Source organism: Wolbachia endosymbiont of Drosophila aff. chauvacae BK-2020, assembly GCF_032848195.1.
Classification (GTDB): Bacteria; Pseudomonadota; Alphaproteobacteria; order Rickettsiales; family Anaplasmataceae; genus Wolbachia; species Wolbachia pipientis.
On record NZ_CP136586.1, the window covers coordinates 843,667 to 857,078 of the forward strand.

Annotated in this window: 11 protein-coding genes, 1 tRNA gene and 1 pseudogene; 4 read left to right on the top strand and 9 right to left on the bottom strand. The window is 34.8% G+C overall.

Annotated features, from left to right (window positions below; translation table 11 throughout):
• Positions 1-5 precede the first annotated feature (5 nt).
• From R0F62_RS04440 to R0F62_RS04465, 6 genes are all read right to left on the bottom strand, one after another.
• Positions 6-1,301 (bottom strand): Na+/H+ antiporter NhaC family protein, encoded by a 1,296-nt coding sequence (locus R0F62_RS04440; protein ID WP_274979314.1) that lies wholly within the window; start codon positions 1,299-1,301, stop codon positions 6-8.
• Positions 1,302-1,590: 289 nt separating this feature from the next.
• On the bottom strand, positions 1,591-4,044 hold the full coding sequence (lon, locus tag R0F62_RS04445; RefSeq protein ID WP_274979315.1) for an endopeptidase La: 2,454 nt from the start codon (positions 4,042-4,044) through the stop codon (positions 1,591-1,593).
• Positions 4,045-4,059: 15 nt separating this feature from the next.
• Positions 4,060-5,337: an ATP-dependent Clp protease ATP-binding subunit ClpX gene (clpX, locus tag R0F62_RS04450; protein WP_274979316.1), complete on the bottom strand. Its 1,278-nt coding sequence runs from the start codon at positions 5,335-5,337 to the stop codon at positions 4,060-4,062.
• A complete protein-coding gene (gene clpP, locus R0F62_RS04455) occupies positions 5,337-5,963 on the bottom strand; it encodes an ATP-dependent Clp endopeptidase proteolytic subunit ClpP (RefSeq protein WP_274979317.1) in 627 nt (208 codons plus the stop codon). Before clpP ends, clpX begins: the two co-directional genes overlap by 1 nt.
• Positions 5,964-5,974: 11 nt before the next feature.
• Positions 5,975-7,309 (bottom strand): trigger factor, encoded by a 1,335-nt coding sequence (tig, locus tag R0F62_RS04460; RefSeq protein WP_274979321.1) that lies wholly within the window; start codon positions 7,307-7,309, stop codon positions 5,975-5,977.
• A 158-nt stretch (positions 7,310-7,467) separates the two neighbouring features.
• A tRNA-Leu gene (locus tag R0F62_RS04465) sits at positions 7,468-7,549 on the bottom strand.
• Positions 7,550-7,689: 140 nt separating this feature from the next.
• On the opposite strand from R0F62_RS04465, the gene R0F62_RS04470 reads away from it, so the two are divergent.
• Both R0F62_RS04470 and gshB read left to right on the top strand, forming a co-directional pair.
• The gene (locus R0F62_RS04470; protein WP_274979318.1) at positions 7,690-8,286 is read left to right on the top strand and encodes a BON domain-containing protein; all 597 of its coding nucleotides are present in this window, start codon (positions 7,690-7,692) and stop codon (positions 8,284-8,286) included.
• A gap of 60 nt (positions 8,287-8,346) precedes the next feature.
• Positions 8,347-9,276 (top strand): glutathione synthase, encoded by a 930-nt coding sequence (gene gshB, locus R0F62_RS04475; protein WP_038198626.1) that lies wholly within the window; start codon positions 8,347-8,349, stop codon positions 9,274-9,276.
• Here gshB and murG read toward each other — a convergent pair.
• Positions 9,261-10,292 carry an undecaprenyldiphospho-muramoylpentapeptide beta-N-acetylglucosaminyltransferase gene (gene murG, locus R0F62_RS04480; RefSeq protein WP_274979319.1) on the bottom strand — a complete coding sequence of 344 codons (1,032 nt, stop codon included), beginning with the start codon at positions 10,290-10,292 and terminating at the stop codon, positions 9,261-9,263. The two genes, gshB and murG, sit on opposite strands and share 16 nt — an antisense overlap.
• A gap of 69 nt (positions 10,293-10,361) precedes the next feature.
• Here murG and R0F62_RS04485 point away from each other — a divergent pair, with 69 nt between their 5' ends.
• Positions 10,362-10,754 (top strand): hypothetical protein, encoded by a 393-nt coding sequence (locus R0F62_RS04485; protein ID WP_274979320.1) that lies wholly within the window; start codon positions 10,362-10,364, stop codon positions 10,752-10,754.
• Positions 10,755-10,759: 5 nt separating this feature from the next.
• On the opposite strand, the gene lpdA is transcribed toward R0F62_RS04485, so the two are convergent.
• A complete protein-coding gene (gene lpdA, locus R0F62_RS04490; protein ID WP_010962518.1) occupies positions 10,760-12,133 on the bottom strand; it encodes a dihydrolipoyl dehydrogenase in 1,374 nt (457 codons plus the stop codon).
• Positions 12,134-12,355: 222 nt separating this feature from the next.
• Here lpdA and R0F62_RS04495 point away from each other — a divergent pair.
• A pseudogene (locus R0F62_RS04495) lies at positions 12,356-12,553 on the top strand (transposase); the annotation flags it as partial.
• A 23-nt stretch (positions 12,554-12,576) separates the two neighbouring features.
• Here R0F62_RS04495 and R0F62_RS04500 read toward each other — a convergent pair.
• Positions 12,577-13,409 (bottom strand): IS5-like element ISWpi1 family transposase gene (locus tag R0F62_RS04500; RefSeq protein WP_317051339.1). Its coding sequence is split into 2 segments (ribosomal slippage): positions 12,577-13,040 and positions 13,040-13,409, totalling 834 coding nucleotides; the frame shifts between segments, so codons are not numbered across the junction.
• Positions 13,410-13,412 lie beyond the last annotated feature (3 nt).

Below are 13,412 nucleotides of genomic sequence, written 5' to 3' on the forward strand. Positions count from 1 at the left end.
GTATATTAAGCACAATCTTTTTTCTCAATTTTGTTCAATACAATATATAACACTGCAATAATACCTAAAACATAGCAATAGTATACGTGTGGCACGACTGCCAAAGGTGAAACTCCAGCAATAGTGCTAGCCAAAAGCAATTGAGCGCCATACGGTATTAATCCTTGAAATACACAAGAAAATATGCCTAGCCATGCTGCACTATAGTGAGGCGGTATTTCATATTTCTTAGCAATATCTCTAGCAATTTCACCACTAAAAATTATAGCGATGGTGTTATTTGCAAGTAAAATATCAAATATGCTGACTATTTTTGCAATAAATAATTGCGCAGTTTTTTGTCCACCACGTTGTATCATAACCCAAGATGAAAGTTTATCTGCAAGCTCCTTAGAATTTTTACCTACCAGTCCTGAAAGCCCGCCAACCATCAATGACAGTAGCATAATTTCATGCATACTCATAAACCCTTTGGTGATGTTTTGGCTTAAAAACAATAAACCATGATTGTTGTTATTTATAAATCCAATGATTCCAGCAAAAGTTATGCTTAAAACCAATGCCGTAAATACATTTATTCCAAAGTTTGCAAGCAATATAAGTATTATGTAAGGAGTCACAAGCAATAAAGAATACTCCTTAACTGAAATAGCAGCACTATTGCTTGAGCTATAAAATAATATAATTATTGTGAATATAGAAGCAATTAGTGCCACTTTTGCATTCAGTTTGAATTTTTTCTTTATATCAGCCTTTTGAGACATCACAGATGCAATTGTAGTATCAGAGATAATAGATAAATTGTCGCCAAACATTGCTCCTCCTACAACGGTTGCAACTCCTAAGGAAGGAGAAATCCCAGCTTGTGTCAGTTCAACTGCAATAGGAGCAATTGTTGCAATGGTGCCCATTGATGTACCAATAGCAGTGGAGATGAAAGCTGCTACAAAAAATAATCCTATGAGTAAAAATTGTGTTGGTATAAATGAAAGAGCCAAATTAACTGTGGCATCAGCACTACCGATTGCTTTAGTTACTTCACTGAATGCACCTGCAAGTAAGAAAATGATACACATAGTGATAATATTACGATCTCTTACCCCATCTAGAAAGGCATACATTTTTTCTTCAGTATTGCCCTTGTATAAAACCCAACCCAGAGCTATGGCAGGAACAATGGCTACCAGTGGAGATAACTGATAAAAAGCATTTGACACGCCAAGAATAGTAAAATATATACCACTTCCTACAAAAAGAAATAGGAACAGTAAAATAGGCAAAAAATTTGTAAGATAAAACATACCTCTACTCCAGCTCTGATAAACGCAAATCAACTATGATATGATTTATATTATTATAAACCACAGTTAGCACCTTGACCAAGGTTTTTCTAGAAAGCAATCTACCAGAAAAGGTTTCCATGAAAAGGACTATTATAATATATCATCTACTTGAATAAAACTGGGAGATAGAATAAGTAAAAAATATGAATGACATAACAACAAAGCAAGTCATATCCTTATGGAATGCACAAGCTGGTAGATTCTTGCCGGATAAAAGAGAAATGGAGATTGATAATATTTTCTTAATCTAATGCTTCAATGTTTCCGATATAGGAAAAGTATCATCTTTATTTTCTATAGAGGAAGGCACACTATTTTGATTATCATCACCATTAATTGGAGTAGTAGGGTGCATTAAAGCAACTTTCATAACTTCATCAATATTCTTAGCAAAAACTACGTTGATCCCTTCTTTGATGCTTGCCGGAATTTCTTGCATATCTTTCTCATTTTCACTTGGTATAATCACAGTTTTGATTGATCCTCTGAGCGCTGCAAGCAATTTTTCTCTCAAGCCCCCGATAGCTAAAACTCTACCACGCAATGTCACTTCGCCTGTCATAGCAACATTTTTGTTAACTGGTATATTTGTCATAAGAGAAACAATAGACGTACATACCGCGCCGCCAGCAGAAGGGCCATCTTTTGGTACAGCACCCTCAGGTACATGCAAATGTATATCATTATTTTGGAATTTTTCGGGCTTTATACCAAAAAACAAACAATTTGATCGAATATAACTATACGCAGCTTTTATAGATTCTTGCATAACCTCTCCAAGCTTTCCTGTGTATTTTATTTCTCCCTTGCCCGGAATTAGGACTGATTCTATCATCAAAATATCACCACCTGTTTCAGTATAGGCGAGCCCAGTTACTATTCCTACTAAACTCTCATTTTCCGCAATGCCAAAGGTATATTTACGTACCCCTAAATAATCTTGTAAATTGTCAACCCCTACGGATATTTTCTTATTTTTATCAGTCAATATTTCTTTAACTGCCTTTCTCATGAGCTTTGCAAGCTCCCTTTCCATACTCCGCACACCACTTTCACGTGTATATAAACGTATCAACTCGTATAACGCCTCATTAGTTATGTCCCATTCCTTCTGATACAAACCATGCTCCTTCTTTAACTTCGGAATAAGGTGGTGTGTAGCAATACTGATTTTTTCATCTTCAGTATACCCGGACAATTGTATAATTTCCATCCTATCACGCAAAGGATGTGGTAAATTTAAGCTGTTTGCCGTAGCTACAAACATTACACTTGAAAGATCAAACTCAACTTCCAAGTAATGATCCGTAAAGTGTTTATTGTGCTCAGTATCTAAAACCTCAAGTAATGCAGACGCAGGATCGCCACGCGAATCAGAACCCATCTTATCTATTTCATCAAGCAGAAAAAGCGGGTTGCATGAATTAGCTTTTTTCATGTGTTGAATGATTTTACCAGGCATTGAGCCAATATAAGTTTTCCTATGCCCTCGTATCTCAGACTCATCACGCACACCACCAAGAGCTATGCGAACAAAATCTCTTCCTACTGCTCTTGCCATAGACTTAGCTAAAGAAGTTTTACCAACACCTGGCGGTCCAACTAAGCAAAGTATAGGACCTTTTATCTCTTTTACTCTTTTTAATACCGCTAAAAATTCTATTATTCTATCTTTTACTTTCTCTATGCCATAATGATTTTCATCTAAGATTTTCTTAGCTGCATTTAAGTTAATTTTTGCATCTTTGTACTTTCCCCATGGCAACTCAAGCAACCAATGCAAGTAACTAGATATAACTGTAGCTTCAGGAGAAATGGGATTCATTTTCTTGTATCTCTTCAAATCAGTTATAGCTTTCTCTCTTGCTTCCTGAGAAAGCTTTGTTTCATTTATCTTTTTTTCAAATTCATTGAGTATATTCCCTTCATCACCATTCTCAAATTCGCCTAATTCTTTCTGTATAGCTTTCAATTGCTCGTTAAGGTAGTAAACTTTCTGAGTGCTTTCAACTTGCGATTTAATTGTCTTATATAAACGGTTTTGTGCGTTCAAAATACTCATTTCTCTCTCAATAAAAGCAAAAGCTTTTTTTAAACGCTCTTCTGGGTCATAAACCTCAAGTATACTTTGTTTATCTGATACTTTTATATTTAAATGTGAAGCTACCGTGTCTACAAGTTGATCAACTTCTTTGATTTGATCAATGGAGTTAATGGCAACCTCGGGTTGATTTTTCTTGTTTAGCTTACACCAGCTATCGAACGCGTCTACAACAGACCGCCTTAAAGCTTCTAAATCAATATTGTCTTCATCTTCTTTATAATAATTGTCTAACTCTACCCTGGCTTGTAATAAAGTATGAGAGCTAATATATTCTACAACTCTTCCCCTTCTTATCCCCCGGATTATAACTTTTACTACATTGTCAGGTAATTTTATTAACGGTTGTACAATGCTTGCTAACACACCTACTTCATAAAGATCTTCAGGCTCTGGATTATCAACAGAGCCATCTTTCTGTGCTACAAGAAAAATCTCATTTTGGTGATTACTACTACTTATTGCATACTCTAGTGCATTAACAGATTTTTCTCTGCCTATGAATAAAGGCACCATTATATTTGGAAAAATTACTACATCTCTTAAAGGTAATACTGGCAATGCAGTAAAACTAGAGCTTACAGCACGTTCAATGTTCATAATATATGCCTCAAATTAATCATTAACCGTTATAACATTGCCATTGTTATTATGATTAACCGTTGCTTTTCCTAATTCTACCATTTTCTTAGTGATTACTATAGTGCTACCTTCAAAGCCTCCGTTTCCAGATGTATACATAATGTCAAGCAAAAGTGACTCCAAGATAGCACGTAACATTCTTGCACCTGTTTTGTAGCTTATAGCCTTTTTAGCAATAGCTGATATTGCTTCATCTGAAAACTCAAGGTTTACTTTGCTAAACGCAAGCAATGCTTTGTACTGTTTTATTAGTGCATTCCTTGGCTCTGTCAACACATGTATTAAATCTTCATGATCCAGCTCATCTAAAACAGCAGTTATTGGAACCCGCCCTACAAATTCGGGTATTAAACCGAATTTGATTAAATCTTCAGGTTGAACATCATGTAAAGCATTCTTTTTCTTTTGCTCTTTAGACTGACTTATATCTGCTCCAAAGCCAACTGACGTTCCCTTTTTTTTCGCTTCAATAATTTTATCGAGGCCTTCAAAAGCTCCTCCACAAATAAACAGTATGTTACTAGTATCCACTTGTATAAACTCTTGTTGTGGGTGTTTTCGCCCTCCTTGTGGCGGAACATAAGCAACTGTACCCTCCATAATCTTAAGCAGAGCTTGCTGGACCCCTTCACCTGAAACGTCACGGGTTATTGAAGTGCTTTCAGATTTTCTTGTAATTTTGTCTATTTCATCTATAAACACTATACCACGCTGTGCTTTTACAACGTCATAATTTGCAGCTTGTAATAAACGCGACAACACGCTTTCTACATCATCACCCACATAACCTGCCTCAGTTAAAGTTGTCGCATCAGCCATAGCAAATGGCACATCTGAAACTTTAGCAAGTGTTTTGGCTAGCAAAGTCTTACCAGAACCAGTGGGACCAATAAGCATTATATTTGACTTCTCGATTTCAATATCACTTATAGCATGAAATTGTACCATGGATTGACAATGGTTATACATAGCTACAGATAAAACGTGTTGCGCGTGTTCTTGACCTACAACATGCTTGCTGAGAAAGTTTTTTATATCCTCAGGTTTCTTTAGTAATAGCTTCATATCAGATATACGATCTGAATTAAAAGATCTATCTTTCTTTTGACTTATTGCTTTATGGGATAATTCTATGCACTCATTACAAATAAACACCTTTAAACCATCCGAAGAGTTAGTAATCAATTTATCTACTTCATCTTGCGCCTTGTTGCAAAAAGAACAGTAGTGTAAATCATTATTGTTATCCATTAACCCACCTTTTGTTTAACTTTAATATTTTCAACTTCAATATCTGTACGCTCAGCTATCACCCTGTCAATTAAGCCAATTTTCCTTGCTTCTTCAGGATCCATGAATTTATCTCTTTCCATCATTCCTTCAATTTTCTTCAGTGAATTTCCAGTATGTTTTTCATAAATTTGATTTAGTTTTTTCTTAACCCGCAAAATTTCATTAGCATGTATTTCTATATCAGTTGCTTGACCATGATAACCACCAGATGGCTGATGTATCATAATTCTTGAATGAGGTAGAGAGTAGCGCTTACCTTTTGTACCAGCTGCAAGCAATAAAGAACCCATAGACGCAGCTTGACCTATACATAAAGTTGAAACGTCTGGGTTTATATACTGCATTGTATCGTAGATCGACAAACCAGCAGTTACAACACCACCTGGTGAGTTGATGTACATACAAATGTCTTTATCGGGATTTTCCGATTCTAAAAATAAAAGCTGTGCTACTATTACACTGGCCATATTGTCTTCAATAGGACCTGTTACAAAAATTATTCTTTCTTTCACTAGTCTTGAATATATGTCATAAGCGCGCTCACCGCGACTAGTTTGTTCAACTACAATTGGTATAAGAGTCATACCTTTCCCTATTAAATATTATCAAATAATTCCTTTAATTCTTTCACAGAAACAATCTGCTCTTCTTTACTAACTTTTTCTGTTATATAATCTGTCACTTTATACTCAAGCGCTTGCCCTCTAACTAATTCTTGAAATTGTTTATTTGATTCAAAATGCTTAAGTACTCTGTCAAATTGCACATCTTTACTGACATATTGATTTACAATAACACTCAAAACATCATTTTGAGTTAATGATATTTTATGTTCTGCACTAAATTTCATAAATAACATAGCAAGCTTTACACGTTTTTCAGCTTCTTTACAAGAATCATTTTGAGCACCCAATTCTCCTTCCATTCTTTGTTGCTCCTGTTTTACTATGTCTGTGGGTAAATCAAAACTATAATTAGCATCCAAATAATCAAACAGCTCCTTTTTAATTAAGAGATTTCTCATTTCGGTGCACTGATCACCAATCATTTTTTTTGCATGATTTATTAGCAAAGAATAATCTTTAAACCCAATACTCTTAGCTATTTCATCATCATTTTCAAAATCTTTGGCAATTTGAATCTCATTAACTCGCACAGAAAAATCAGCTTCCTGTCCTGCAAGGGAAATGGCTTGGTAATTTTCAGGAAATTTCAACTTAAAGTTCTTTGTTTCTCCCTTTTTCATACCAGTTAATTGATCTTCAAAACCATTAATAAATGTGCCAGACCCTAAATTAACGGCAAAATTTTTGCTACTTCCACCTTGAAAGAGCTTATTCCTAATCCGCCCTTCAAAATCAATTATCAATTTATCCCCATCTTTCGCTTGATAAGAAGCATCATCAACAGAGGCGAAATTGGGGAACTTTGTTTTAATAGAATCAATAAATTCTTTTATATCTTCCTCTTCAATCTTTGCTTCAATTTTCTTTAAGTTTATTTTGTCAAGATCTATCACTAGTACTTCAGGCATCGACTCAAAAGATAGCTTGTATACAAAATTGCCCTCCTCATTTTCTTTGCCCAGATCTGGTAATGATATAACATCAACCTTAGGATAAATGTGAGACTTGACTTCAATTTTTTTCATCAAATCACTTGAGCAATAATCAATTGTATTATTTATCACATATTCCAAAGCCTCGTTTTTATAATTTGCAACAACAAGGTCATAGGGCATCTTTCCAGCCCTAAATCCAGGTGATTTTGCATTTTCTGCTATCTCTTGCAACCTGGAATTTACCTTTTGTTTTATATAATCACTACCAACTGTGATTTCATACTCATACTTTAGTTTATCTATACTAAGCTCTTTGTAGGTATATACGCTACTTACTTCGACTGTATTTTGAGGTATATTATTAGACATCATAATTCATTTATTAACATTTTAATTCATATCTTAATAGAGTCATTTTACCAGAATTTAAGTTAAACACAATCCTTAAGAACAGGTTTTTACACAAACAAAAGTGTATTTAGTGATTATAAATTTTCCCTTAAAACCTAAGTTACATGACTTTAAAGTGCGGATAGAGGGACTTGAACCCCCACGAGCAAGCTCACCAGGACCTAAACCTGGCACGTCTACCAATTCCGCCATATCCGCAAGAAATTTTTAGTACCCTATTATAGGTATTCCATTAAAAATATTCAAGGTTTAAAGTCTTACTTAATTTATGGTATTTACACAATCAAAAAAGCTTATTAACATTTCTTAATGAAAGCTCTAAACCCTGAAAATCAATAATGAGATTAATAACAAGCTTCTTACTCGCAATTTTTTTGATTACACAAAGTGGTTGCACAACCCTTATAATAGGTGGTGTGGTGGCTACAGCGGCAGCAACAGCAATAACAATGCAGGACAAATCCTTGGGAAATATCATTGATGATACGACTATGGTCATCAGAATTAATAAGGGGCTCTTAAAACATGGGCTATTTTCATCCATAAAGGTTCAAGTAAGTGAAGGAAGAGTATTGCTCATTGGAAGTGTTGACACTCCTGAAAAACAACTTACAGCAGAAAAAATAGCTTGGCAGCAAAAAGAAATTAAAGAAGTGATAAATGAAATAAGAGTAATACCAATTCAAATGGCTTCCATGCTAGACACCACTGTAGATGGCATGATAACAGCGGAAATAAGAACAAGACTCCTGGGAAAAAGAAATATTAAGTCAATTAATTATAGCGTTAATACGGTTGATAGAGTTGTTTATTTGATGGGTATAGCCCAAAATAAAGCGGAATTAAAAGCTGTAATAGCAATTGCAAGAAAAGTAAAGGGAGTAAAACAAGTTGTAAGTTATGTACGATACAGGTACAGTAAGTTACGCCATTAGGCAAAAATCGCTTTCAAATTATAACATTTGTACAGTTGTGACAATAGGTAGAGAACATAAATGAAAATTGCCTTTCAGATGGATGAAAATATAAATTTTGAAACTGATACTACATTTGCGCTAATAAAAGAAGCACAAAGGAGGGGGTATGAAATTTTTGTTTATACTCCTGATAATTTAGCACTAAAGCTAAACTATCCAATTGCTTTTGCTCAGAAAGTCAGCGTTGATGATTTTAGTTTTATCTCCAAAAAAGATGTAGCTATCAACTTGAATGAAATGAACATCATATTTATCAGACAGGATCCACCTTTTGATATGCGTTACATTACAACAACATATATCTTAGAAAAAACTAGCGCATTGGTAATTAACAATCCAACAGAAATAAGAAATTGTCCTGAAAAATTGATAACTTCATTATTTCCAGAACTAATTCCGCCAACTTTGATTACTGAAAATATATCAATGATTAGAGATTTCTACTACAACTATCAAGATATTATTCTGAAGCCATTGTATAGTTATGGAGGAAACGATGTGATAAGAATACAAGATGAGAATAGTATTCAAGTAGTAGTGGATCTCATGATAGCAAAATACGAATGCCCTGTGATTGCACAATCATTTTGTAAAAACATAGATAAAGATAAAAGAATATTGCTACTTTATGGCCAACCAATTGGTGTAATGAAACGAATTCCAAAAATCAGTGGAGAGATCAGAACAAACATGCGACTTGGAGCAAGTTTTGAGCCCGCTCAAATGAACGATAGAAACAATGAAATATGTAACAAAATTGGTCCTGAATTAAAGAAAAGAGGGCTAATATTTGTTGGTATTGATATTATAGATGACTTCCTGCTCGAAATTAACACAACTTCACCCACGGGAGTAGTTTATATCAATAAATTGTATAATATATCGCTAGAAAAGGATCTTTGGGACGTGTTTGAAGAAAAAGCAAGCAGCCATCAACTAAACCTGTGAACAATCACCTTAACAAACTCAGTAGTCCCATTCTTTATCCCTGTTTTTTCTGTACTATTGGTCATATCACGCAATTTTTGAGAATTATTTAATAGATCAAATAGTACCTCTGTTAGATTTTTTTTTGCTTCACTATTCTGCTTAACTATTATAGCTGCTCTCGAGTCTTCAATATATTTTGCGTTATAAAATTGGTGATTATCTTTTGAGTAAGGGTAAGGAATATATATAGCAGAACGCCTAGCAAGAGTGATCTCTGCTATTGAAGTTGCTCCTGCTCTGCTAATTACCAAGTGAGCATTGGCCAGTCTATTCTCCATATCATCAAAAAATTCACTCAATTCACAATCGATCTTTTCACTTTTGTATAGACTTTTGACCTTGTTTACATTTTTCTTCGTACATTGCTGCGTCACTCTAATTTTCTTTTTCATTTTAATAGGTAAATCACAAATTACGCTGCTTACTACATCATCAAAAAAATTTGCACCTTGGCTGCCTGCTATGACCAATATATTTAGGATTTTCTCAGTGCTAGAATGGCTCTGTGCTTTTATATCAACAAAATTTCCTGTAAAAATACATTTATTGCCCTCTGCATATTTAGTCTCCGGAAAGCTGGTTGCAATTAATTTTGCACTCTTGAAAAAGAATCTATTTACTCTCCCTAAAACTGTGTTTTGTTCATGTAAAATTATAGGTATAGAAAGAACTCTTGCTGCAAGAAGAGTTGGAAAAGAAGCATAGCTACCAAAACCAATGACCGATTTTGGTTTTAATTTTCTTACTTGATACAGTGCTAACATAGAGCTGTATATCAAGAAAAGGAAAAGCTTAAATTTGTTGCTGCTTGGTCTACGTAATGGTAAGGTGTAGCTTTCTATGTCGGTATTTTTATTTGTTTTTTTATCAGTGAATAATATGCAATTGTATCCTTGTGTCTTTAGTGCTTTTGCTAAAGCTATGGCCGGAAAGATATGCCCACCTGTGCCACCTGTTGCTAAAATAATATCCATCTGTAAATAATAAATCCTAGATTGTTAACTGTTATTTAACAATTTGCACGTAGAATTTTATTAAGCGTTATGATAGTTGAGTTAAAAATGCCTAAAAGTAATAGTAAAAAAGAACCTAATGAGAAAAATAAACCTCAAGAACAAAGAGAAGGCAGAAGCGGAGGTTTTTTAGAACTGCTAAAAAATATAATAAAAATTCTTTTCAATTCGGTCGTTGACCTACCTGAGCGCGAGCAGCATAATAAAATGAAAAGCACTAATCTACAACAAGGTTTGGATACTAAAGGAAAAGGCCCAGAAGATCTTCATCCAAAGGCAAAGCTTGAAGTTAAAGAAGCAGCTAAGGGATTGAAAGAAGAGTTACAGAATTCTGATGCTGGTGGTAATCAATCTATTGAAACTAAAGTGCCTAATCAAACTACTACTCAAGACATTGACAACTCTAAAACGATGGAACGTTAGTTCAACTATTTAACATCTGCAGCAAGCACTGATTCATGTATCATCTCTGAAATGGTTGGATGAGGAAAAATCGTAGATTTTATGTCGAAGTCTGTTCCTTCTAGTTGCTTTGCAAGAGCAAAATTGCTAATTAACTCCGTTACTTCTGCACCTATCATGTGGCTACCCAGAATTTCTCCGGTTTTTTTATCTATAATCGTTTTCACTAACCCTTCAGTTTCACTGAGTGCAACAGATTTACCATTAAAGTTAGAGTGAAATTTTCCTATTTTTATATCATACCCACCTTTTATTGCCTGTTCCTCAGTAAGGCCGATGCTCGCTATTTGTGGATGAGAATAAGTGCAATTTGGTATGCATTCTTTTTTTAACGCATGAGCATTTTTACCAGCAATCTTTTCAATGCAGATCACGGCTTCATGGCTCGCTTTATGTGCTAAACATGGTGGGCCAGCTACATCACCTATTGCATACACATTTGATTCACTAGTTTCATACCATTCATTCGTTTCAATAAAGCCAGAAGGGCTTAATTTAATTTTTGTATTTTCTAAACCTATATTTTCAATATTTGCTTGAATTCCAACCGCAACAATCACCCTCTCAAATTCTTTGCTCTCACCACTACTTAGTAGCACTTGAGCAGAGTCTTTACTTTTAGTAAGAGCTTTTACGCTACTGTTTGTATATATTTTTATCCCCTGTTTTGTGAATATTTCTTGTGCTAAATCTGAAATGTCCTTATCCTCCAGCGGCAAAATAGTGCTCTTTATCTCTATGATTGTTACATCAACCCCCAAAGTACTATAAAAACTTGCAAATTCTATTCCAATTGCACCAGACCCTATAATTAGTAGCGATTTTGGTAATCTCTCTGGAGTCATAGCGTGCTGCGCATTCCATATTAAATCTCCATCTGCCTCTATTCCAGGCAGATTCCGTGCCCTCACGCCTGTTGCTAAAATGATATGCTTGGAAACAATTTCTTGTTCTTCCTTATCGCTAACGACTTTTATAGTACCATTGCCTGCAAGTTTACCAAAACCTTGATGAACTTTGATATTATTTTTTTTCATCAAATATGCAACACCGCTTGACAATTTATCAACAACGTTTCTTGAGTATTTCACTATTGATTGTATATCAAAATTCGCTCCCTTTACTTCTATACCAAACTCTTTTGATCTTTTTATTAGCCTATAAACCTCAGATGCTCTAAGCAGTGATTTTGTTGGTATACATCCCCAATTTAAGCATATACCGCCTAAATTTTTTTCTTTTTCCACAATTGCAGTTTTAAACCCAAGCTGTGCCGCCCTAATTGCCGCTATATAACCACCAGGACCGCTACCTATAACCGTAATATCATACTCATTCATCAGTTTTCTTCGTATTCAAAAAGATTATATATAACAGATGGAACCCATACAATCAATGGTCTGTCATCTACCGTTTTAAGAGTCAAGATAAAAGTTGTTATTTTTTATCATGGCATTTAAACAAACGATAATTTTTCTCATGACAGCAACTAATGCAACCTTAGAGGTTGTCCGGAAACAAGTAAAAGGCTATAATATCTGAAATTTTAGTACGGGGTAAAGATGAGAAAAAAGTATCCAACAGATCTAAGCGAAAGGGAATGGGCAAGAATAGAAAAACACTTCAGAGTATCATACAAGAAAGGAGGAAGGCCGCCAAAGTATAGCAAAAGAGAAATATTAGAAGCAATTTTCTATGTATTGCGTACAGGGTGTCAATGGCGGTATTTACCAAATGATTTTCCGCTATGGAAGACTGTGAGGTTGTCCGGAAACTAGTAAATTCAAGCATATTCCCTCTTTAACATAACCCTACTCATAGCTAGGTATATGAAATTCTCAGTGGATGTTGTGAGTAAATCATACTCCTTCGATAGCCTTCTATTCCTATTAACCCAAGCAAAAGTCCTTTCTACAACCCATCTTCTTGGCTGTATTTTAAACCCTTGTTCTCTTGTTGGTAGTAGCTCAGGTGGCGTATCTTTGTGCACCCAAAATCTACATGGAGGCCTTTTAACAATTTCAATATCTATGTCATATTCTTCCTTTATGTGATTCTTTAAATTTCTTCCTTGATATCCCATGTCAGCCCACATTTTTTTAACTTTAGTATATTTTGTTCTCATATTGTTTAATGCTATTTTCATACCATCTCTATCATTTTCGTTAGCAGCGCCTACGTAACAACCTAGTATAAAACCCTGAGTGTCTGTAATTATATGCCTTTTTCTACCCTTTACTTTTTTACTTCCATCATAGCCTTTGATCCCCCCTTTTCTGTAGTCTTTACAGATTGACTATCTACTATACAGGCACTCGGCTGCTCATTCCTTCCTATTTTTCTTCTACTATATTTTGTAATTTCATAATTCATTTTCTCAAAAATTCCCTGCTTCTTCCATTGCCTGAACTGCTCATACACAGTCTTCCATAGCGGAAAATCATTTGGTAAATACCGCCATTGACACCCTGTACGCAATACATAGAAAATTGCTTCTAATATTTCTCTTTTGCTATACTTTGGCGGCCTTCCTCCTTTCTTGTATGATACTCTGAAGTGTTTTTCTATTCTTGCCCATTCCCTTTCGCTTAGATCTGTTGGATACTTTTTTCTCATTTT